General features: G+C 55.9%; 17 protein-coding genes. 9 read left to right on the top strand and 8 right to left on the bottom strand.

Features of this window, described 5'->3' with window-relative positions:
- The first annotated feature begins 27 nt into the window (after window positions 1–27).
- Both I6G83_RS19185 and clcB read left to right on the top strand, forming a co-directional pair.
- Window positions 28–1,398, top strand: a complete 1,371-nt coding sequence (locus I6G83_RS19185) for a cytochrome-c peroxidase (RefSeq protein WP_054305614.1) — start codon at window positions 28–30, stop codon at window positions 1,396–1,398.
- A 117-nt stretch (window positions 1,399–1,515) separates the two neighbouring features.
- Window positions 1,516–2,796 carry a voltage-gated ClC-type chloride channel ClcB gene (gene clcB, locus I6G83_RS19190; RefSeq protein ID WP_054305696.1) on the top strand — a complete coding sequence of 427 codons (1,281 nt, stop codon included), beginning with the start codon at window positions 1,516–1,518 and terminating at the stop codon, window positions 2,794–2,796.
- Here clcB and bioD read toward each other — a convergent pair.
- From bioD to I6G83_RS19205, 3 genes are all read right to left on the bottom strand, one after another.
- On the bottom strand, window positions 2,793–3,464 hold the full coding sequence (gene bioD / locus I6G83_RS19195) for a dethiobiotin synthase (protein WP_054305613.1): 672 nt from the start codon (window positions 3,462–3,464) through the stop codon (window positions 2,793–2,795). The genes clcB and bioD overlap by 4 nt on opposite strands.
- Before the next feature lie 174 nt (window positions 3,465–3,638).
- Window positions 3,639–4,856, bottom strand: a complete 1,218-nt coding sequence (mlc, locus tag I6G83_RS19200; RefSeq protein WP_054305612.1) for a sugar metabolism global transcriptional regulator Mlc — start codon at window positions 4,854–4,856, stop codon at window positions 3,639–3,641.
- A gap of 138 nt (window positions 4,857–4,994) precedes the next feature.
- Window positions 4,995–5,915 (bottom strand): LysR family transcriptional regulator, encoded by a 921-nt coding sequence (locus I6G83_RS19205; RefSeq protein WP_054305611.1) that lies wholly within the window; start codon window positions 5,913–5,915, stop codon window positions 4,995–4,997.
- 126 nt (window positions 5,916–6,041) lie between these two features.
- On the opposite strand from I6G83_RS19205, the gene I6G83_RS19210 reads away from it, so the two are divergent.
- Together I6G83_RS19210 and tus are read left to right on the top strand one after the other, a co-directional pair.
- Window positions 6,042–7,328, top strand: a complete 1,287-nt coding sequence (locus tag I6G83_RS19210; protein WP_174545389.1) for an MFS transporter — start codon at window positions 6,042–6,044, stop codon at window positions 7,326–7,328.
- Between the two features lie 168 nt (window positions 7,329–7,496).
- The gene (gene tus, locus I6G83_RS19215) at window positions 7,497–8,435 is read left to right on the top strand and encodes a DNA replication terminus site-binding protein (RefSeq protein ID WP_054305609.1); all 939 of its coding nucleotides are present in this window, start codon (window positions 7,497–7,499) and stop codon (window positions 8,433–8,435) included.
- A gap of 554 nt (window positions 8,436–8,989) precedes the next feature.
- Here tus and I6G83_RS19220 read toward each other — a convergent pair.
- From I6G83_RS19220 to I6G83_RS19230, 3 genes are read right to left on the bottom strand one after another with little or no spacing between them, the layout of a single operon-like run.
- Window positions 8,990–9,442 carry a toxin-activating lysine-acyltransferase gene (locus I6G83_RS19220; protein WP_054305608.1) on the bottom strand — a complete coding sequence of 151 codons (453 nt, stop codon included), beginning with the start codon at window positions 9,440–9,442 and terminating at the stop codon, window positions 8,990–8,992.
- Window positions 9,439–10,995 carry a hypothetical protein gene (locus tag I6G83_RS19225; RefSeq protein WP_054305607.1) on the bottom strand — a complete coding sequence of 519 codons (1,557 nt, stop codon included), beginning with the start codon at window positions 10,993–10,995 and terminating at the stop codon, window positions 9,439–9,441. Before I6G83_RS19225 ends, I6G83_RS19220 begins: the two co-directional genes overlap by 4 nt.
- The gene (locus tag I6G83_RS19230; protein WP_054305606.1) at window positions 10,992–15,008 is read right to left on the bottom strand and encodes a non-ribosomal peptide synthetase; all 4,017 of its coding nucleotides are present in this window, start codon (window positions 15,006–15,008) and stop codon (window positions 10,992–10,994) included. The genes I6G83_RS19225 and I6G83_RS19230 overlap by 4 nt, the downstream gene beginning before the upstream one ends.
- Window positions 15,009–15,390: 382 nt before the next feature.
- Between I6G83_RS19230 and I6G83_RS19235 the strand changes: the two genes are divergently transcribed.
- Genes I6G83_RS19235 through I6G83_RS19245 form a run of 3 tightly spaced genes read left to right on the top strand, consistent with a single transcriptional unit; the run spans window position 15,391 to window position 17,355 of the window.
- Window positions 15,391–16,725: a glycosyltransferase family 2 protein gene (locus I6G83_RS19235; RefSeq protein WP_054305605.1), complete on the top strand. Its 1,335-nt coding sequence runs from the start codon at window positions 15,391–15,393 to the stop codon at window positions 16,723–16,725.
- On the top strand, window positions 16,725–17,111 hold the full coding sequence (locus I6G83_RS19240; RefSeq protein ID WP_072186094.1) for a hypothetical protein: 387 nt from the start codon (window positions 16,725–16,727) through the stop codon (window positions 17,109–17,111). The genes I6G83_RS19235 and I6G83_RS19240 overlap by 1 nt, the downstream gene beginning before the upstream one ends.
- A complete protein-coding gene (locus tag I6G83_RS19245; protein WP_128144815.1) occupies window positions 17,095–17,355 on the top strand; it encodes a hypothetical protein in 261 nt (86 codons plus the stop codon). The genes I6G83_RS19240 and I6G83_RS19245 overlap by 17 nt, the downstream gene beginning before the upstream one ends.
- Window positions 17,356–17,483: 128 nt before the next feature.
- Here I6G83_RS19245 and fumC read toward each other — a convergent pair whose 3' ends face one another.
- A complete protein-coding gene (gene fumC, locus I6G83_RS19250; protein WP_054305604.1) occupies window positions 17,484–18,881 on the bottom strand; it encodes a class II fumarate hydratase in 1,398 nt (465 codons plus the stop codon).
- 170 nt (window positions 18,882–19,051) lie between these two features.
- On the opposite strand from fumC, the gene manA reads away from it, so the two are divergent.
- Both manA and I6G83_RS19260 read left to right on the top strand, forming a co-directional pair.
- The gene (gene manA, locus I6G83_RS19255; RefSeq protein WP_054305603.1) at window positions 19,052–20,230 is read left to right on the top strand and encodes a mannose-6-phosphate isomerase; all 1,179 of its coding nucleotides are present in this window, start codon (window positions 19,052–19,054) and stop codon (window positions 20,228–20,230) included.
- 177 nt (window positions 20,231–20,407) lie between these two features.
- Window positions 20,408–21,973 carry a YdgA family protein gene (locus tag I6G83_RS19260; protein WP_062778916.1) on the top strand — a complete coding sequence of 522 codons (1,566 nt, stop codon included), beginning with the start codon at window positions 20,408–20,410 and terminating at the stop codon, window positions 21,971–21,973.
- 35 nt (window positions 21,974–22,008) lie between these two features.
- Here the strand turns inward: I6G83_RS19260 and I6G83_RS19265 are convergent, their stop codons facing one another.
- Window positions 22,009–23,169: a serine hydrolase domain-containing protein gene (locus I6G83_RS19265; protein ID WP_054307059.1), complete on the bottom strand. Its 1,161-nt coding sequence runs from the start codon at window positions 23,167–23,169 to the stop codon at window positions 22,009–22,011.
- Between the last annotated feature and the right edge of the window lie 96 nt (window positions 23,170–23,265).

Raw genomic sequence — 23,265 nt, forward strand, 5'->3', positions numbered from 1 at the left:
AAGCAAACTCAATGGAGCGAGAGCAAGATGAAAAAAATTATTTTGGGGTGTGCGATCCTGGCGATCGCGGGGTATCTTGGCATCGTCGGTTATATCTATCACTACGATCAGCAGCGCCAGCCGGCAACTGCCGATAGTGACATCAACGCCATTCTCACCAAACACGGCTGCGATTACTGCCATACCCAATCCGCCGAACTGCCCTTCTACGCCAGCCTGCCGGTGGCCAAGCAGCTGATGCAGTACGATATCAAAACCGGTTCGCGTCATTTCGACCTGAACCCGACCCTGAACGCGCTGCGCCAGGACGGTGCGGTGCCGGAAGTGGACCTGGCGAAAATGGAAGCGGTGCTGCAAAGCGGCGAAATGCCGCCGCTACGCTATAAAGCGGTGCACTGGTCCGGTGAGCTGGGCGATGCCGACCGGCAGACCCTGCTGAACTGGATCCGCGCCCAGCGTGAACGCTTCTATACGCGTCCGGGCACGCCGGAAGCGCTGCGCGGTCAGGCGCTGCAGCCGCTGCCGGAATCGCTGCCGACCGACGCGCAAAAGGTGGCGCTGGGCTTCCGCCTGTTCCACGACCCGCGTTTGTCCGCCGATAACAGCATCTCCTGCGCCCACTGTCACCAGCTGGGCGCCGGCGGCGTTGACGGCCGCGTCACCTCGCTCGGGGTCAACGATCAGCATGGCCCGATCAACGCGCCGACGGTGTTTAACGCCGCGCTGAACTTCTCTCAGTTCTGGGACGGTCGCGCCGCGGATTTACAGCAGCAGGCCGGCGGACCGCCGCTCAACCCGATCGAGATGGCCTCCACCTCCTGGGAGCAGATTATCGGCAAGCTGGACCAGGATGCGCGCCTGAAGGCGGATTTCCAACGCGTTTACGCCGACGGTTTCTCCGGCGATAACATTACCGACGCCATTGCCGAGTTTGAAAAAACGCTGCTGACGCCGGACAGCCCGTTCGACCGCTACCTGAAAGGCGACGACAGCGCGCTGACCGCCCAGCAAAAGCGCGGTTATCAGCTGTTCCGCGACAACAAGTGCGGCACCTGCCATACCGGCGAGAACCTCGGCGGCCAGTCGTATGAAGTGATGGGTCTGAAAGCCGACTACTTCGCCGACCGCGGCAACCTGACCGAGGCCGACAACGGTCGTTACAATGTCACTAAAAATGAAGCCGATCGCCACCGCTTCAAGACGCCTAGCCTGCGCAACGTCGCGCTGACCGCCCCGTACTTCCACGACGGCAGCGTCACCAGCCTGCACCAGGCGGTGAAGGATATGCTGAAGTACCAGGTCGGCGTAACGCTGCCTGACAGCGACGTCGACGACCTGGTCGCGCTGCTGGACGGCATGACCGGCAAATATCAGCCGTCGGCCCCGCCGGCGAACTAAGCACGAATGTCGCCTTACCAGCGGATCTGCAAAGATTCGCTGGTTTTCCCGCCGTCAGACAAGCACAATGCCCTCCTGCCTCATTCATTTTATTCACGATTTTATTTTGACGGACGCATGAAAAGACTGGTTCATCTGCGCCACTACCGCGCCCTGCTGCGCCGCCTGTTCATTGCGGTCTTCCTCGGTATTGCCGCCGCCCTGGTGGTCTGGCTGTTTCATCGCGCCATGCTGGGGCTGGAATGGCTGCTGCTCGACCATGAAGACGGCAGCCTGGTGGCCGCCGCCGCCGCGCTGCCCGCCTGGCGGCGCGTACTGACGCCGGCGCTGGGCGGACTGGCGGCCGGTTTATTGCTGTGGATCTATCAGCGCTATCAGCATCAGCACCCCGCCGCGCCGACCGACTATATGGAAGCGATTGAAACCGGCGACGGCCGGCTGGACGTTAAGGCCAGCCTGGTGAAGTGCCTGGCCTCGCTGCTGGTGGTATCCAGCGGCAGCGCCATCGGCCGCGAGGGGGCGATGATCCTGCTGGCGGCGCTGATCGCGTCGGTGTTCGCCCAGCGCTTTACCCGCGAAAGCGAATGGAAACTGTGGGTGGCCTGCGGCGCCGCCGCCGGTATGGCCAGCGCCTACCACGCCCCGCTGGCGGGCAGCCTGTTTATTGCGGAAATTCTGTTCGGCACGCTGATGCTGGCGTCGCTGGGGCCGGTGGTGATCGCCGCCGTCAGCGCCCTGTTGGTGACCAACCTGCTGAGCGGCGGCCAGGCGCCGCTGTATATCGTCGAACCGCTGCCGGCCCCTTTGCCGCTGCAATATCTGCTGATGGCGCTGCTTGGCGTGCTGGCCGGCATCTGCGGGCCGCTGTTTCTGTCGGCGATGTCCGCCACCGGCCACGCCTTCCGCTCGTTACGCCTGCCGCCGCCGCTGCAGCTGGCGCTGGGCGGACTGATCGTCGGGCTGCTGTCGCTGCTGTTTCCTGAAGTATGGGGGAATGGGTATAGCGTGGTGCAGGCGCTGCTCAGCGCCCCGCCGGGCGTGCTGCTGGTCGGCGCGATTCTGATCTGCAAATTACTGGCGGTGCTGGCCAGCAGCGGCTCCGGCGCGCCCGGCGGCGTATTTACGCCGACGCTGTTCGTCGGCGCGGCGCTCGGTTCACTGGTCGGTCAGCTGTGCGCCCTGTGGCCGGAGCTGGGCAGCGCCATCCCGCTGCTGATGGCGCTGACCGGCATGGCGACCCTGCTGGCGGCCACCACCCATGCGCCGATTATGGCGGCGTTGATGGTGTTTGAGATGACCGGCGAATACACTCTGCTGCCCGGCATCCTGCTGGCCTGCGTGATCGCCACCACCATCTCCCGCGGGCTGCGCCCGGTCTCGGTCTACCACAACGCTTAGCGCTCGAGCAGCGTGCTGATGTCCAGATAATGGGCCAAATCGCGCTGCTCCGCGCGCGGCAGGTAGGGAATTTCCCCCAGCAGCGGCGCAGCGATCCGCTGCTGCAAGGCATCGATGGTTTCTGCGTAGTGCGCCAGCCCCGGATTAATGCGGTTGGCGACCCAGCCCAGCAACGGCAGACCGGCGTGAGCAATCGCCTGCGCGGTCAGCAGCGCATGGCTGACGCAGCCCTCTTTGATGCCCACCACCAACACCACCGGCAGCTGTTCCTGCGCCACCCAGTCGGCATACGGACGCAGATCGCTCATCAGCACCTGCCAGCCGCCGCTGCCTTCAACCACCACCACCTCGGCCTTTTCCGCAATCTGCGTCAGGCCGCGGCTCATCACCGCGTAGTCGACGCCGTCGCTGGCGTGGGCATGAAAAACCTCATCCAGGCAGGTAATCGGGTTGATTTCCTCATAGCTCAGCGGCACGCAGGAAGAGGCCTGCAGCACCAAAGCGTCTTTATTGCGAATGCCCTCGCTGGTTTCCTGACACCCTGCCGCAATAGGCTTATAGCCTACGGCGCTGCGCCCCTGCGCGGCGAAAGCCTGCAGTAAAGCGCGGGAAATCACCGTTTTACCCACTGAGGTATCCGTACCTGTAACAAATAAACGCTTTAACATGAATAAAATGCCCCGGAATGCTCCGTTAACCAAAAGAAATGCCACCACGGCGGCGGAAGGTAGAACGGTGAAATTCTAGGGGATACAACATGCGGGCAGCTTGAGATAGCTCAATATTTTGTCGTTAAACAATAACAAGTTCTGATGCAAACCGGCAAAACCGCGGCCAAAGCGTTAGCCCTGCAAGAGTTTTACCAGCAGCGAACCGTTATACAGCGCCTCTTTCACCAGCGCCGCGCCGGGCATGGTGCCCTGGTTAAAAAACTGCGTGGATTCCACCTGTAACGCCTGGCTGTAAATTGGTAAGGATTGCTGCTGAATGCAGGAGACGATGGCGGGATGCAGTATTTCCGCCGCACGGTTGAGCGGCGAGCCGATCAGGATCTTTTCCGGATTAAACAGATTGACCATAATCGCCAGAATGCGCCCGACGCTGTGTCCGACGCTTAAAATAATGTCTTTTGCCAGCTGATCGCCGGTCAGCGCGGCGTCACACAAGGTTTCCACCGTCAGCGGCTGGCCGTGCAGCGTGGAGTTCAGCGAGACCTGCAGGCGCTGCTGGGCCATTTCCAGCATGTTTTCCGTACTGGCCACCGTTTCCAGGCAGCCGTGGTTGCCGCAGTAGCAGCGCTTGCCGTAGGGATCGACCTGAGTATGACCAATCTCCACCACCCGCTGGCTGCCGGTGTGCAGCACCCGTCCGCCGGTAATCACCCCCGCGCCGACGTTATGGTCGATCACCACCTGAATGACGTTGTGACAGCCGCGCGAAGCGCCGTACAGCGCTTCGGCCATGGTCCAGGCGCCGATGTCATGCTGCAGGAACACCGGCAGGCCGGTGCGCGACGACAGCGCCGGCCCCAGCGGCATATCCTCCACCGTATAAAACGGCATGCGGTGGACGATGCCGTTGGCGGCGTCAATCATGCCCGGCAGCGTGATGGCAATCGCCGTCAGCCGCTCCAGACGGCGCTGATGGCGGCTGAAAAACTGGTCCACTTCCGTCAGTATGCGCGTCAGCAGCGGTTCGTCATGCTCTGCCGGCAGCGGCAGCTGCTCTTCCACCACCATTTTGCTGCTGAGATCGCGCAGCGCCAGCGTGATGCTGCCGCGGCTGATGCGCGCCGACAGGTAGTGCCAGGCTTCGGTGTCCAGCACCAGTCCGACCGCCGGACGGCCGCGGCTGCCAATTTCCTGATATTCGGTTTCTCTGACCAGATGCGCTTCCAACAGCTCGCGCACGATTTTGGTGATGCTGGCCGGCGCCAGCTGGGCGCGCTTTGACAGTTCAATCCGCGAAATCGGCCCGTGCTGATCGATCAGTCGGTACACCGCCCCTGCATTTGTTTGTTTGATTTGATCAATATGCCCAGGCTGAGCGTCCGCTATCACAAACCGGCTCCTACTATTTTTCGCGCTGCTAAATAAAGACTAAAGGGTATGGTGGAGCTTTTATAATAAAGCGTCAACTATTTGATTCGTTATGTGATTAGCAGCACAAATTCCTGTTTATTTCCGTGCGGTTCAGCGTCATTTCGCCGTTTCAACCGCCGCTGCGGATCCGGTCAGCATCATCTGCATCAGCGTACGGGCGGCGGCGGTCAACGGCCGCTGGCGATGGTGCACCAGCCAGACTTCGGTTTGCGCCTGCGGTTCCGCCAGCGGCAGGTATTTGACCCCGTCGAGCTTCACCCGGCCAAATGAGGCCGGCAGGATGGAGACCCCCAGCCCGGCGGACACCAGGCCGATAATGGTCATCGCCTCGCCCACTTCCTGCGTGATATACGGCGTGATGCCGGCGTTTTCCAGCAGCAGCAGCGTTTCATCGTACAGCGCGGTGCCGACCTCACGCGAGAAAAACACAAACGGCTCCTGCGCCAGATGGTGGAAGCGCAGCGCGTCCGGCGCCAGCTGCGCCAGCGGATGCCCTTCCGGCACCACCGCCAGCATCGGCTCGCGCAGCAGCAGCGTGTGCTGTAAGGCTTCCGGCAGCCGGGTGTTGCGCATCACCCCCAGATCCAGTTCGCCGTTCAGTAACGGTTCCAACTGCTGTTTGGTGTTGATTTCGCGCATTTTGATATGCACGTCGGGATGGCTTTGGCGGAAAGCGCGCAGATTACGCGACACCGCGCCGATAAACGGCGCCGACGAGGTAAAGCCGATGGTCAGCTCCCCCGATTCGCCACGCTCCAGCCGCGCCGCCTTTTCCGCCGCGCGGTTCACCTGGTCGATCACCTGCCAGGCCTCTTTCAGAAACATCTCGCCGGCCTGCGTCAGGCTGACGTTGCGGTTGTTACGCGCCAGCAGCCGCGCGCCGACCATCTCTTCCAGCGCCTGAATCTGCTGGCTGAGCGGCGGCTGTGAAATCCGCAGCCGCTGGGCGGCGCGGCCAAAGTGCAGCTCTTCCGCAACGGCGATAAAGTAGCGCAGGTGGCGCAGTTCAATATTCATATCTTAAACGTCTCAATATTAATTATTAATATATTAGACAAAAAAATCGCCGCTCCCTATGATTTTATGCAGTAACCATCGCTGTGTATTTCCGAAGTCCGGTAAGGAACCTGTGTGAACTCCCCAATGCGTTCTGCGGCCAAGACGCCGTCGACGCGGGCCGCCAATGACGAAACGGCGGCCGCTGCGCCAAAAACCCAACGCTCTTCGTTGAACAAACTCCCTTATATTGAACGCGGTACGCCGCAGTTTATGCGCGTGACGCTGGCGCTGTTTTCCGCCGGGCTGGCCACCTTCGCGCTGCTGTATTGCGTACAGCCGATCCTGCCGGTGCTGTCGCAGGACTTCGGCATCTCCCCGGCGGAAAGCAGCCTGTCGCTCTCCTTCTCCACCGGTCTGCTGGCGATCGGCCTGATGTTTACCGGCCCGCTTTCCGACGCCATCGGCCGTAAATCGGTGATGGTGGTGGCGCTGCTGCTGGCGGCGGTGTGTACGCTGATCTGCGCGGTGATGACCAGCTGGCACGGTATTTTACTGATGCGCGCGCTGATCGGGCTGTCGCTGAGCGGACTGGCGGCGGTAGGCATGACCTACCTGAGTGAAGAGATCCACCCCAGTTTTGTGGCGTTCTCCATGGGGCTGTATATCAGCGGCAACTCCATCGGCGGCATGAGCGGCCGTCTGGTGACCGGCGTGCTGACCGACTTCTTCTCCTGGCGCGTGTCGCTGGCGGTGATTGGCCTGTTCGCGCTGATCGCGGCCTTTGTGTTCTGGCGTATTCTGCCTGCTTCCAAACATTTCCGCGCCAGCTCGCTGCGCCCGCGCACGCTGATGATCAACTTCAAGCTACACTGGCATGATAAAGGGCTGCCGCTGCTGTTTGCCGAAGGTTTTCTGCTGATGGGCAGCTTTGTCACCCTGTTCAACTACATCGGCTATCGGCTGTTGGCGAACCCTTACCACCTGAGCCAGGCGATTGTCGGCCTGCTGTCGGTGGTGTATCTCACCGGCTCTTACAGCTCGCCGAAGGCCGGCGCGATGACGGCGCGCTTTGGCCGCGGGCCGGTGCTGCTGGGCTCGATTCTGATTATGCTGAGCGGCATTCTGCTGACCGCGCTGGCGCCGGTGGCAGTTATTTTCATCGGGATGATGCTGTTTACCGCCGGTTTCTTTGCCGCCCATTCGGTGGCCAGCAGCTGGATCGGCCGCCGGGCGCGCCGCGCCAAAGGCCAGGCCTCCTCGCTGTATCTGTTCAGCTATTACGCCGGCTCCAGCGTCGCCGGTACGCTCGGCGGCGTGTTCTGGCACAGTTTCGGCTGGAGCGGCGTGGTGGCCTTTATCGGCGTGATGCTGCTGCTGTCGCTGTTGGTGGTGCACTACCTGCGCAAACTGCCGGAGGCCGCGCGCGTTTAACCCTGCCGTTGCGGGCGCGACCCTCGCCGCGCCTGCCTCACCTTGTCTGTCCTGTCTGTCCTGTCTGGCCTGGACTACACCGTTATCTCCCCTATTTACCGTTGCTGAGGTTGCCCCCTTGGTTGGCCTGTCCTACAATGGATGTTGTAACTAAAATGGGAGGCAGTGATGGGTAACTACGATCTGATTGGCCGTATGAACCAGTGCTTTAACCAGCTGGAAGCGGCGCTGGCGGAACTCCACCAGCAGATAGTGCCGCTGCGGCTGCTGGCCGCGCGGGTGTTCAGCCTGCCGGAGATTGAAAAAGGCAAAGAGCATCAGGCCATCGAGCAGATCGCCGTTGAGCAGCACCTCGGCCAGGCGGCGCGCGACCTGGCGCTGGAGCACTATCAGCGGCTGTTTATTCATCACCATAAACAGCACGTCAGCAGCAAGGCGGCGGTGCGGCTGCCCGGCGTGCTCTGCCTGGCGACGGAACCGGCACAGTATAGCGCCCTGCAGCAGCAGGTCGCGCTGATCAACCACCTGAAGGGAGAACTGGAGCATATCATCACCGTCGAGTCCGGCCTGGCGCCGGAACAGCGCTTCGACTTCGTCCATACCCATCTGCACGGGCTGATCACCCTCAGCGCCTACCGCACCCTCACCCTGCTCACCAACCCCGACTCGGTGCGGTTCGGCTGGGCCAATAAGCATATTATCAAGAAGGTTAAGCGCGACGACGTGCTGCAGCAGTTGGAAAAGAGCCTGAAGGCCGGACGTGCGGTGCCGCCGTATAACCGCCAGCAGTGGGCGGAGCTGGTCGAGCGGGAAATTGATGACGTCAGCCGTCTGCCGCCGCAGGCGACGCTGAAGATTAAGCGGCCGGTCAAGGTGCAGCCCATCGCCCGGGTGTGGTATCAGCAGCAGCAAAAACAGGTGCAGCACCCCTGCCCGCTGCCGCTGCTGGCGCTGTGTCAGCAGGAGCGCGGCGCCACGGTGCCGAAGATCGGCGAGCTGCTCAACTATGACGCCAACGCGGTGAAGCATAAGCACAAGCCGCAGGCCAAACCGCTGCGGCTGGTGGTCAAGCGTCTACACCTGTATACCGATGCGCCTACGCGTTGAGAAAAATGCACGTTCGTGGCGGGCATGCCGCGCATGCATCGTAATACAAAGCAGTCACCGATGTTTTATTTCTCATACCGGACGTACCAATCACCCACGGTAAAAATTTATGAAAATTCCGTTACACAAAAAATAGGGTTCGATATCACCCTTATTGCAGTTACATCCATAGAAAATGAAAGCCATCGTTACCACGAAAGAAGAAAAAATCAATATCATTATTTAATTCCTTTCGATTATTTATCCCGTTAGACAACGCCAGAAATAGCCGGGGAAAGTCAACCATGTCAACGTTTGGCGTACCATAACACTCATTATCAGTTAATGGTATCATGAGGCATCATCGTTCCATTTGTAATAAAAACGACAATAGCCCGAACAATTTAAATACATAGAGACTGCTAATAAAAAAGCTGAGTTAATATTCATTCCGATCCTCAATAGATCATCATCAGAATGATGAATACACCACCTTTATTGCATACCCCTTCTGACTTCATCCTATATCAATGACGTTACAGTGGGATACTCACGTACGGATAAACATCTCTGCCTCACCGAGAAATAGACGATGGCAAACATAACACTCGCTTTTTGCGACTTAGCCAACGCACCTCTCTCGTGTTCCCCCAGGGACGGAGCTGGATAAAGCGCGCGATCACCTCGCGCCCAAACCCAGGCTTACAACAAAAATCAAGGATCCAAATCCTGTCACCTTCATTCCATTCAGCAGGATGCAACCGAAACTCCGGATCGTTAATTAAACGCGCTTCGGTATCTTCTTCCAGACAGGCCCATGTCACATAGGCTAATGGATGACCACGCGTATCGAAGAGAAATTTTATTTGATCATGCTGTATCGCAAACTCAGTCCAATACTGGATACTCAACACCGGATAAAGGCTGTAATTACGGTTGTAAAGCATACAACTGACAGCAAAACCAATCTGCTCCTGGGCCGACCATCTCCTACGGCCGTTCGCGCTCTCTTTGATATAATGCGTCATACGTTTCCCCTGTTTTCAGCTCCGTGGCCGATAGTCTGCTGGCAACCAAGTGCAACCGTGGCAAACGCCAGCACTCTAGTTTTCATTTCCGCCAGTGCTAACCGCAGTTGCCTCTCATCGTCCTTACAAGTTTCCAGTAACTCATCAATCTCCCGCAGCATTTGCACTTTGCCTAAACACCTTCTGGGCTTCAGCCTCTCACGCGCCTGCGTCTCGATTTCTGACATGAACGCGAACGAATTTCGTTGTTCGACGCGGCAAGTAGTATTAGCCCAATGCATGACCTCATTAAACAATTCCTGCGTGTGCGCAAAACGGACATCCATTGCCATACAGGCATCGTCATGAACCGGCAGCCCCCAGCTACGATGAATCAGTGTAACAACCAGCCGTTCCAGCGGAGATTCTCCATTGTCTGCATGGTACAAAGTGCCCCTGCGGCTGTTGAGCAATCGCATAAAACTGTCCACCAGCCTTTCCAGTGACGCCGGCCCCCCCCGCTGCAAAAGTTCGACCGGTATCCCAAGCAACGTCGCATAGCCGTGATAACAAGCCTGTTGAAAATCGCGCTGAAAACAGGCCGTCACCTGCTGTCGAGCAAGCTGCGTGAAAGTCGGCTCGAACATGTATTTGCCGAGATACAGGCATAAATCAGACAAACCTTGTTGAAGGATCGCCGGTTCACCTATCAACTGAGCGGTTTTAAGGCGATATTCAAAATCATCGCGATGATCGCTGGGAAATAGACAGTTAAGCCCGTTGAAATCCAACACCCTGCCGTCCATCGCAATGTTGGAGGGGGATGTGGTCAACATCAGGAACCGGGTCTGGCAATAGGCCATCTGCTGAGCCTGACGGCGCGCCAATTCACATAATCCTTCAATACACCAAGTGCGCGGATCGCATCGGGCTTCGGTGCTGAAACCGTCCGAAGGAGTCGGCAAACAAGCCGGTAGATGACCAATCACCGCTCTGACTCTTTGAGCATCGTGCATCAGTTGCCCGGTATATGCCGACTGAGGCCGAAAATATGGTGCCCGCTCAAAGTGGGCCGGGCGAATCACTGGCTCACGGATCAACAACGCGCGTCGGGAACGTCCTCGGCTGCGTTCAAACTCGATATCGATATAATTGTCAGTAAGTAAAATGGCCCGGGTAGCTACAGCACCATAGGGCAATATCTGCGCCAGAATATCTCCCCATAAGGCTTCATAAATCGCCTGGCCGGCGCCGAGCGCACCGTTAGAGTGATGCCAGTCTGATCCCTGCCCCACCAGAGGATTAGCACCGATCCCTTTAATTTGATAGCGGCCATCAAAACCACAGCGGGCACCGCCGCCATTGCGCTGAATACCGCTGCCGCCATAGCGCTCAGCCAGAAATACTTTAGCTGCACAGGTGTCATCAGAATCGACCAAATAACTGCAAGCATCGCGTAATACTTCCCCATCTCCCTCATCAGCAGTACTCCAGATCAGCGAAGTTTTTACCTGATGGGCAGTAAAAGGAACCAGGTTTGCAGTAAGATCCGTCAAAGTTGGGCGCTCACTCATCTTTCAACCTCCTGTACTGTATCCTCCCTGTCAATGCTCTGCGGAACAGCCGGTAAATATCCAGTCAGTGCTGTAAAGGCACAGTCCAGATGTCCGGCAATTTCACGTAGCGTCTCCGCTCTGGCCATCGCGGGATGATCGCAATCAATATCAATATTATGGATCTGCCCACTCACATAAGGACGCCACGCCGCCCTATCCAGCCACGTTTCAACCCTCGGCGCCGCTGCCGTGAAGAACAGCATATCGCCGTGATAAACATCATGGTTTGAACTTCCTACCAGCCGACGACTGTTGATTACCACATCGATCAGCCGATCCAACGTCGGGTCGTCGAGGCAGGCTAACGCATTGCCCTGCTTTCTCAATAATCCGATAGTCTGCGAACGTTCAAGCACCTGACCTTTCGGTACCAGCAAAGATGGCAACCCTTGGTCAAAAGGCAAAGCGATTCCGGCAATAAAGAGCAAGGCGGCCAGCGCCATGGTCTCCTCTTCCCTAGCGTTCAACACCTCAGCAGCAAAACATCGCCATAGATCGCTGGGATAGGAATCCATCATAGCCAACAGCGCCACCGTTTGCCCCTGTTGCTCCAGATGTACGGCAACGCTATGGGCGATCATGCCTCCCACGGACCAGCCGAGCAGCCAATACGGACCTTGAGGTTGATGAGCGCGTATGCGTTTAGCGTATTCTTCAGCCATCTCATCCATTGATGGTGTAATGCGACTGCCCGCTGTGAGTCCCCGCGCCTGTATGCCGACAATTTCACACGGCGTTTTGAGAAAGCGGGCCAGTCCACTGTAACACCAGGCGATGCCTCCAGCCGGATGAATGCAAAACAGCGTCGGCAACCGACCGCGGACAGAATGCCGAACAGGCCGCAAAAGCAACATGGTATCCAGCATGTCCACGTCGTCATGCTGACCATATCCGGCCAGCGCTTTGGGAGAAGGATGGGCGAAAATGTTGGCAAGCGTAATATGCCAACCCAGACCAGTGTTAATTCTGGCGGCAGCATCAACGGCACTCAGGGAATTACCACCCAGCTCAAAGAAATTTTCTTCAGGCGTTACACTGGACAACTGTAATGCATCGGCAAAATATTCGCATAGTCGTTGTTCGGTCAGGTTCGACGGCGCGCTGACGTCTTTCCGCAACCGTTTTACCGGCTCCGGTAGCGCCTTACGATCCAGTTTGCCATTGCTATTTAACGGCAGTTCCGCCAGCCATACCCAGCGCTGCGGCAACATATAGCCAGGAAGATGCTCACGACAATGCGCGACCAATATATCCTCAGTCGGCCTGATATCATTCGCTACGGCATAAGCAATAAGCTCTCCTTCAAACAGAGTTACGCACGCCCGATGGATCTGAGAATGCCCACTAATAACCGTTTCAATCTCTGCTAATTCAATCCGTTGCCCATGAATTTTTATTTGCTGATCCATACGACCAAGGTAATCAATCTCACCATTCGGGAGCCAACGAGCCAGATCGCCGGTACGGTAGAGACGCACGCCATCATCGCGCATCACGAAACGTTCTGCGGTCAAGGACGGCTGGCCGACATAACCATCAGCCAGACAAATTCCCTCAATATGTAGTTCTCCTGCCATACCGATCGGCGTACAACGCCCTTCGGCATTGAGAATGTGAATTCGCGTATTCCAAATGGGCCGACCAATTGGTACGCCTCGCCCTTCTACTCCCAAACCGACCGCATGATAAGTGACATCAATCGCCGCTTCAGTCGGACCGTAAAGATTATGTAATGGCGCAACCAGCAGCCGTCGATAACGCTGGGCCAGCTCCGAGGACAACGCCTCTCCGCTGGCAAAAACCCTGCGCAACTTCAGCGGCCCAGGCTGACGCTCAATTTCATCAAGAAACAACGCCAGCATAGACGGTACAAAATGCACGGTGGTAACATCAAAATACCTTATACAATCAATAATATATTCTGGTTCAGCATGCCCGCCTGAACGTGCCATTACCAATGTAGCGCCACCGATCAACGGCCAGAAAAACTCCCACATTGATACGTCAAAAGTCGCCGGTGTTTTCTGTAACACTCGGTCCGTCGGCTGCAAACCATACTCAGCCTGCATCCACTGCAACCGGTTGGCTAAAGCCAGATGCCCAACCATCACGCCTTTCGGCTCGCCGCTGGATCCTGACGTGAACAGAATGTAGGCAGGAACGCCTGCGTCTTGCCCTGCTGACTTAGGTGGCGACGTTTCAGCATTCAAAAGTTCTGCGATCTGCGTCAACGTGACAAGATCCAAACTCGGATGTCCGGTTGGCAACCCTTCTTGCCCTACAGAGGAGGTGATCGTCAGACAGGCTCCCGCCTGGTTGAGCATCTTTCGCAACCGTAATTCGGGCAGATCCAACGACAGTGGCAAAATAACGGCGCCGGCACGCAGGATTGCCAGCAACACCACCTCCAACTCTATACTGCGTTCCAGTGCCACTCCGATAACCTTTCCACCAGCGCCTTGCAGATAGTCGTCGAGAGCACATGCAAACCTGCGCGAGCGGAGTTCCAGTTCGCCGTATGTCAACACGCCGCTTTCATCCATCACGGCAATCTGCTGCGGCGCAGTCCGTACCTGCTGTTCAAATAGTTCAAGAATGCCGTGCTTCGGCAGCTCATGTTTGGTGTCATTCCATCGAGTAATTTGCGCCAATTCCGTCGGCATAGCCAACGGCAACATCCTCAATGGCGCGGACGGCGACGCAATCAACTGTTTCATCCAATGTAGTAAACGACGCACGTGTAGCTGTAATTCGGACTGATTGTGTCGTGACGCGTGGGCAAGTAACCTGAGTGTATGCGGGCGTAGATCCGCCCCGAGCTCCAGATGCACGTTAATATCACGCACGGGCCCCGTGGCGATATGTCGAACCGAAGCATCTAAGTCAGTAAAATCTGGGGAAGGGAAACAGGGCAATATATTCAGTTCAATACCGTAAAGCGGTAACGCATTGCCGACTCGTCCAATGTCCCTGCTAATCCATTCGCTGCGATAGCGCTGGTGCCGATGCAATTCGCGTCTGTTCTTTGCCACAACGGCGCAAACGTCCTGAAAATTGGCATCCTGTGGCAACGTTAGCAGCAAAGGCAAAATATTACTGCGAGTCACCGCCGCCTGAGCACCAAGGGAGTCTTGCCTGACCATGCAAGGGAGTCCGAACAACAACTGGCGTTCCCCCGCCAAACAGGATGAAAAATAGCTGGCGAATACACCAATCAATAGATCGGACAAAGCGATCCTGCTTTGTTGATAAAAGGCATCCAGCGCCAAACAGATTTCATCATCAATACGCGCGTCGGCCTGAATAATATCCACCGTTGTTTCCTGCACCGATGCACCAATAAAAGTCGGCGCTGGCATCTGCGCACAGCGATACCGCCAATAATCCCGATCGCGGGCATATTGCGGACTATTTTTATATGCTTGGTCTTCTACATACAGAGTGCGGAGTGCAGCAAACCGGCAAGATGTCGCTTCCCCACCACGCAACAGGACGTTGTAGTGCTCAGCAACACGCTGATAAAGCAAATGGTACACATAGGCATCGAAGGCGATATGGTGAATACAGGAAAACCATATCACCTCATGCTCACTCAATATATACAACCGATATTCATTCTGGTGTAGGGAGTCCGGCCCCAATTCCTGATGAATAATTTGCTCCATAGCACGTATGGCGAGGGTTTCGGGCTGTTCCTGAAAGCTCAGATCGCACAGTATGACACTGCCTTTAGGCGTCCGTTCTCCAAAAGACGGTACCCCCTGTACATCAACGAATCTGTGATTAAGTACCTCAAACTCCTGCAAAGCACGTTCAATCGCGCGCAGTAGTTGAGTCTGTTCGAGACTGCCGCGCAGGTATAGGGCCTGCCCCGTTGCATAAAGTCTGGAAGAACGGCCAGTCTGAGAGGCATACCAGATACCTTGCTGGGCATCTGTCAGGGGAATTAATTCGGGAGAACAACAATCCATTTGCATGCATCCTTAAAGGTGATGGTTCAAACACAGGCAAAACTATTACCCTGGATGATGTTTAGGATTAAATCATAACCCATCCAAAGCAATTCCCGCTGCCCGCATGGAAAGAAGCCCAAAAACACTGCGGCTACCTGAAATATTTTGCATCGACATCACAAAAATGAAGTTCAGCCTCAGAACAGAGAATAGTTATCACTTGCATTTGATAAATATTTGCCTTAGGTTTTTAATAAAGTCAAGTAAAAACCATCGCATAGTTACACATTATTTAGTTATCGTTTACCCCATTAGCCGTTAAACAAACACACAAAAAACATTCATAAAAATGATCTCTTCACTGAAGAAATTCACATAAAAAATAAAATAAGGAAGACTTATGAAACAGCAAAATAATAAATCATTAAAAATAGAAAACCACTATTCATCCATGCTAGATGTTAAATCAGCAGATAACACACGCGCACGCAAACATATGCTTACCCACACAGAATCATATAACTTAACAAACACCAATAAATCACTAAAAAACATAAGAAAAGAAAGAAACAAAAAAGAACATGGTGATTATGGCATGGGTATAACCATAAGTGCCGCAATAATTATTAAAAACGAAGAGCGTTGCATCGCTCGTTGTATTGATAGCCTACTACCACTATTTGATGAAGTTGTAATTCTTGATACTGGCTCCACAGACAACACAATCAGAATAATAAGAGATTACAAAGACGAAAAAATAAAAATATTTTTTTCAAACTGGGAGGATAATTTCGCAAAAGCAAGAAATGAAGCAATGAAAAAGTGCAATTGCAAATATATATTTTTCATCGATGCTGACGAATACATTTCATCCGACATCACAGAGTTCACATGTGAACTTAAAAGAATAGATGAAATAAACAACACAAGGAACAATGATGCATACGCTTACAGTCCAATAATAAAAGATCACGAAAACAATATAACAAAAAACATTCGAAGAGTATTCATAAACTGTAGTGAATTTTATTATTTTGGCTATATTCATGAGGAGCTAAGAAGGAAGGGAAATAAAAAAATAATAGATAAGGAAATTAAAATAACCATACAGCACGATGGATATAAAAAAGAAATAATAAAATCAAAAGACAAGCAAAAAAGAAATGAAAATTTAAATTTAAAAAACTTAGATGCCGAACCCAAAAACCTTAGGTGGATATTCTTCCACTTCCGGGACTCATTTGAAAATCTCCCCCCGAAAAAAATATACCAATCACTTTATAGTGAAATAGTAATAGACAAAAAAAACAAAATAAGCACAAAGAATATAAGAAATGATCTTTACACATTCGGAATACTAGACTTAATGGCAAGAGCAAAGTTAAAATCAATGTGCGGGGATTCAGATTTTCACAATATAATAAATATTATGAGCGAATTGATCCCTTTCAATAGCAATTCATTTTACTACGAATTGATTTATGATATTTTTAAATGGAAGATCAAGGCAAAAAAAAGAATAAATGATATTTTTTCTTTCAAAAAGAATAGAAAGCAATACCATGATGGAATGATAAATTCAGAGGGACTGCATATTGATGCAGCCCTATCATTTTACCTTTATGAAGTTGGGTTATTAACTCAGGCAAAAGAATTATTGGAAAGCGTTCAAAGGAGTGGGTTTTCATCTGAATTAACTCACCTATATTCTCTAAATGCAAAACATCAGGAATAATGGGAGGTAGAAAATTGAGCATTGGGAAGATTTATTTGATTTCAAAGCCATCACAAATCCTTGGCCGCTCCCCTTTTCACGGTATGGGAGGGGGGCTATTTGGATTTTACAAAGAGGAAACATATGTTTCATGCTTGCAAAAAGAATTAAAGATAAAAAATATAGATTGGAGTGTGGATATTGACAACACTGAATCAAATATCGAAAAATTAATTAATCAAGGAGCAGACATATTAGTCTGCACGCCCGGACTTCGATTCCAATTTTACACTAACGGTTTTAACAAGGAGGATATCATTTACCTAAGCATGATGGAGTATATTACTAATAATGTTAACCCGGTCATAAAAAAGATAAAGGAGTTTTGTAATGAAAAAAGAACATGAGGTGATTTTAAGAGACATTACTAACGATGTTGGGTTACTCTCAATATTTGGTGGTAATGGTGGAACTGGACAATGGGAAACAGGTGCCGGTGAGATTTATGTAGGTGTCATGGGAGCTTTGGGTTTTAGTTGTTCTTTCCCCGGTGGGTTTTATGGCCCAAGTAACCCGACACCAACTGGAGCAGGTACCTGTGTAGGAGGTTTTATCTCTAGTTCTTCGGCCATGGCCAATCGAGGTAGTTAATACTACAATAATCCCGTAGAGTTTGATAAAAACTCTACGGGATTCCTCCCGACAATGATTAAACCTCCATACAATGTAAATGGTGTTCTACTCTCACAACGAGCCACTATTTAACAATTCAACAATGACTACGGCTTCATACTGCCGACCATATTTTCCGGCCGCACCCACTGGCCGAACTGCTGCTCCGTCACGTAGCCCAGCTTCAGCGCCGCGGCCTGCAGCGTCAGTCCCTCCTTGTGGGCCGTTTTGGCGATTTCCGCCGCCTTGTCGTAGCCGATATGGGTATTCAGCGCGGTCACCAGCATCAGCGATTCGTTCAGCAGCTGTGCGATGCGCTCGCGGTTCGGCTCGATGCCGGCAGCGCAGTAGGTATTGAAACCATTCATGCCGTCGGCCAGCAGGCGGATCGACTGCAGATAGTTGTGGATCACCAGCGGACGGAAGACGTTCAGCTCAAAGTTCCCCGATGCGCCGCCGATATTCAGCGCCACATCATTGCCCAGCACCTGCGCGCACAGCATGGTCATCGCCTCGCACTGCGTGGGGTTGACCTTTCCCGGCATAATCGAGCTGCCCGGTTCGTTCTCCGGGATGGCGATCTCGCCGATGCCGCAGCGCGGGCCGGAGGCCAGCCAGCGCACGTCATTGGCGATTTTCATCAGCGAGGCCGCCAGCCCCTTCAGCGCGCCGTGCCCCTGCACCAGCGCGTCGCAGGTGGCCAGCGCCTCAAACTTGTTCGGTGCGGTGACGAACGGTTCGCCGGTCAGCTCCGCCAACGCTTTGGCAACCCGCACCGCATATTCCGGATGGGTGTTCAGCCCGGTGCCGACGGCGGTGCCTCCCAGCGCCAGTTCGGCGATATGCGGCACGCTGGCTTCAATATGCCGCAGACTGTGCGCCAGCATCGCCGCCCAGCCGGAGATCTCCTGCCCCAGCGTCAGCGGCGTGGCGTCCTGCAGGTGGGTGCGGCCGATTTTAACGATGTCGTGAAACGCTTCGGCCTTATCGTTCAGCGTGCGCTGCAGCGTCTGCAGCGCCGGGATCAGCTGCTGGCGCAGCGCAATCACGGCGGCGACGTGCATCGCGGTGGGAAATACGTCGTTGGAGCTTTGGCTTTTATTGACGTCGTCATTGGGATGCACCCGGCGCCCCTCGCCGCGCTCGCCGCCCAGCAGTTCGCTGGCGCGGTTCGCCAGTACCTCGTTCATATTCATATTGGTCTGGGTGCCGGAGCCGGTCTGCCAGATGGAGAGCGGGAATTCATCGGGATGCTGCCCCGCCAGCACTTCGTCCGCCGCCTGAATAATCGCCGCGGCGCGGTCGTCCGCCAGCAGGCCGAGCTGCCGGTTAACTTCGGCGGCGGCGCGCTTGGTCAGCGCCAGCGCGTGGATCAACGCGGTCGGCATTTTTTCCGTCGATATATGGAAATGTTCCAGCGAGCGCTGGGTCTGGGCGCCCCACAGGCGATCGGCCGGAACCTCAATCGCCCCCATCGAGTCTTTTTCACTACGCATGACTGCCATTACCTTCTCTCCTTTGTGCATCGCCTAAAAACTCACCACTCCAGTATAGCGATATAATAATTATTCGCATTTGGCGAATGATGTCGGCCAGCTTTGTGACTTATCCGCTTGCAAGCCCTCGAACGGCGTTGTTTACTTGCGGCAATTTATTTCTTACTCAGGGAGTCATCATGCAAAAAATGACCAATGCGGTACAACACTACGCCTGGGGCAGCCACGACGCGCTGACCAAACTGTACGGCATCGCCAATCCGCAGGGAAAACCGATGGCGGAACTGTGGATGGGCGCGCACCCTAAAAGCAGCTCGCAGGTAACGGATGCCGCGGGCGCGCTGCGTTCATTGCGTGACGTCATTGATGAAAACCCGCAGCAGCAGTTGGGGCGCCAGGTTGCCGAGCGCTTTGGCGAGCTGCCGTTCCTGTTTAAGGTGCTGTGCGCCGATCAACCGCTGTCGATCCAGGTTCACCCCAGCAAATCCGCCGCGGAAGCCGGCTTTGCCAAAGAGAACGCTGCCGGCATCCCTCTGGATGCCGCCGAGCGCAACTACAAGGATCCGAACCATAAGCCGGAGCTGGTGTTTGCCCTGACGCCGTTCCTGGCGATGAACGGTTTCCGTCAGCTGGACGATATCGCCGCCCTGCTGCAGCCCGTCGCCGCCGCCCACCATGATATTGCCGCCTTCCTGCAGCAGCCGAGCGTCGAACGCCTGGCCCAGCTGTTCGCCGGCCTGCTCAGCATGCAGGGTGAACAAAAAGCCCGGGCGCTGGGCGTGCTGAAAGCGGCGCTCAACAATCAGCAGGGCGAACCCTGGAACACTATCCGCTTTATCGCCGGTTTTTACCCGGACGATAACGGCCTGTTCTCACCGCTGTTGTTGAACGTGGTGCAGCTGGCGCCGGGCGAAGCGATGTTCCTGTACGCGGAAACGCCGCACGCCTATCTGCAAGGGGTGGCGCTGGAGGTCATGGCCAACTCGGATAATGTGCTGCGCGCCGGCCTGACGCCTAAGTTTATCGATATCCCGGAGCTGCTGGCCAACCTGCAGTTCCGCCCGCAGTCCGCCGACGCGCTGCTGACCCGGCCGGAGCCGCGCGGCGACGAATTGTTCTTCCCGATCCCGGTAGACGATTTCGCCTTTTCGCTGCATGCGCTGTCCGCCGCGCCGCAGCAGCTGGCGCAGCAGAGCGCGGCCATCGTGTTCTGCGTGGACGGCGAAGCCGTCCTGGAACGACAGGATCGGCAGCTGCGGCTGCAGCCGGGCGAATCCTGCTTTATCCCCGCCTGCGAGTCGCCGGTGAGCGTCAGCGGCAGCGGCCGCATCGCGCGGGTTTATAACCTTTTGCCGTAACCATTTGGTAAATTTCAGCAAATGGGTTGCTAAAAGCGGGCGCATGCCTTCACAATTAAACGCCTGCGGGCGTTTTTTTGTTGGCCCTGTTCGCCCTTGCGACCGTGCAGCCACCGCTTACGCGCAGCGTTAAGCGCCACAGGAATGCCAAACCCTTTACAACAGGATGAGAGAACGATGAAAAAGTCAGTCGTCGCCGTCGGCGTTATTGCGATTCTTGGCGCAGCATGGACCGGGGCTTCATGGTACACCGGCAAACTCATTGAGCAGCGCATGGGCGAAGTGGTGAACAGCACCAACAGCCAGCTGGAGAGCTACCTGCCGCAGGCCGGCATCAAACTGAGCTATGAAGATTATCAGCGCGGCCTGTTCAGCAGCCATCTGCGCTTTGTCATCCGTCCGGACGGCACCGCCAGCGGCGAACAAGCGGCGCTGCAGCCGGGTGAAGAGGTGGTGCTGCAGGAAGTGATCGACCACGGTCCCTTCCCGTTCGCCCAGCTTAAGCGCCTGAACCTGATCCCGAGCATGGCGTCGGTGCGCACCGAGCTGGCCAATACGCCGGCGGTGAAAACGCTGTTCGAGATCGCCAAAGGTAAATCGCCGTTTATCGCCGATTCACGCATCGCCTATAACGGCGATACCTCCACCGCGCTCAACGTGCTGCCGCTGGACTATCAGAAAGACGGCAACACGCTGAACTTCGCCGGCGCCGACCTGACCATTGACGTCGCCCGCGATCTGAAGGCGGTGCAGGTGGAAGGCAGCAGCGACAGCGCCACGCTGTCCGGCCGCACCGAGTTCGGCCAGACCGAACAGATCACCCTGCAGGGCATGACGCTGAAAACCGACACCCGCAACGGCCAGTTCGACCTGAGCCTGGGCGATCAGGCGCTGAACATCAAGCAGCTGAAAGTCACGGTCGATAACAAAGAGGCGCTGACGCTGGACGGCTTCAATCTGGCGAGCAAATTTGGCGAGCAGGACGGTAACCTGAACGGCCAGATCGACTACACCATGGATGCGCTGAAGCTGCAGGGCGCCGACTTCGGCTCCGGCAAGCTGACGATGAAAATCGACAAGCTGGACGGTAAATCGCTGAAAGAGTTCGCCGACCGCTACAACCAGCAGATGACCGCCCTGCTGCAGCAGAGCCAGTCTCTGCCGCCGGAAGCCTATCAGGAGCAGGCCAGCGCCATCGTGATGCAGAACCTGCCGCTGCTGCTGAAAGGCAACCCGACCATCAACATCGCGCCGCTGAGCTGGAAAAACAGCAAAGGTGAAAGCACCTTTACGCTGAACCTGGACCTGGTTGATCCGGCGAAAGACGCCGCTGCGCAGGAACCGGCCGATCTGCTGCTGGCGCGTGCGGTGAAGAAGATCGACGCCAGCCTGAACATTCCGGTGCCGATGGCGACGGAAGCCACCGCGCAAACCGCCAAACTGCAGGGCTATAACGCCGAAGAAGCGCAGAAACTGGCGCAGCAGCAGGTGCAGGGTCTGGCGGCCATGGGGCAGATGTTTAAGCTGGCCACGCTGAAGGACGACGTGATTGCTTCCCGCTTCCACTATGCCGATAACCAGGTGGAGCTGAACGGCAACAAGATGTCGCTGCAGGAATTCCTCGGCATGTTCGGCCTGCTGGCCGGCCCGGAACAGGGCGTGCCGCCGGCGCCAATGCCAGTTCCGGCTCCGGCTCCGGCTCCGGCTCCGGCTCCGGCTCCGGCTCCGGCTCCGGCACAATAATCACACCAAGGGGGCTGTTCAGCCCCCTTTTTTATTTACCTCGCCAGGCCGGCATACACCGCATCGCGCACTTCCTGCGGGTACGCGCCGCACATGCCTTCAAACGCCGTATTGGTCAATGCCACCACGCTAAGCCCCGCCTGCGGGTCGCAGAACCAGCTGTGTCCGTAAACGCCGCCCCACTGCAAGGTGCCGTTATGCTGCGGCGTCGACGCCAGTTCCGCATCCGTCAACAGCGCGCCGCCAAAGCCAAATCCCCAGCCCGGCCCCTGCACTTCCTCCGCCGCGCTGACGTGCGGCCGCTGCAGCAGCGCCACCGTCGCCGGCTGCAGCAGGCCGTTGCCGCCGGCGCGCAAGGTTTCCACCAGCCTGAGTACATCATCCGCCGAACCGACCATGCCGGCGCCCGCCGACGGGTACGCCGCCGCATCCAGCGCACGCGACGGCGCAAATTCGACATCAAAGCCGAATTCGGGCGGCAGGGCCACGCGCAAGCCATCCTGCATCACCGCCGGACCGGCGTCGGTATTGTAGTAGGCTCCCGTCAGCCGCCCGGCGTCGCGGGCGACAAACCCGCTGTCCTCCAGACCAAGCGGCTGCGCCACCCAGTGGTTGAACAGCTGCGGCAGCGGCATCTCTGCCGCCTGCTCCAGCACCGCGCCCAGCAGGTCAATCGACAGCGAATAGCTGAACCGGCTGCCCGGTTCCGCCGCTAACGGCACATCCGCCAGCCGCCGCAGGTTCTGCTCCAGCGTCAGCGTCGACAACTCCAGCCCGTCCATCACCGCCCGCTGATGATACGGCCCGTCCGCCGGCTGTTTAAAGCGGTAATCCAGCCCGGCGGTGTGCGTCAGCAGATGACGGATAAGAATAACCGGCCTCTCACCGTTGCCGAGCGCCGGACTGAACCACGGCAGCCAGCGGCTCACCGCATCGTCCAGCGTCAGCTTGCCCTGCTCGACCATCCGCAGCGCCGCCAGCGTGATAAACGGTTTAGACACCGACGCCAGACGGAACAGCGCATCGCGCCGCATCGGCCGTCGCCGTTCACGATCGGCCTCGCCGCAGGCCAGCGCGGCGATCGTTTTGCCATGCTGCGCCACCAGCACCACGCTGCCGACAATCCTGCCCTGCGCCACGGCCCGTTGGTTGACCTGCTGTAACTGTTGGATAACCGCCTGATTATTACCCGCCATGAAAAAAGCTCCTGAATGGATGAGAAATCCAGTCTAGGGCGTTCAACATAAAATTAAATACGCTAAAATTTAATGCATCATAAAGCACAGGTTAAT

The organism is Serratia rubidaea (genome assembly GCF_016026735.1).
GTDB lineage: Bacteria > Pseudomonadota > Gammaproteobacteria > Enterobacterales > Enterobacteriaceae > Serratia_B > Serratia_B rubidaea.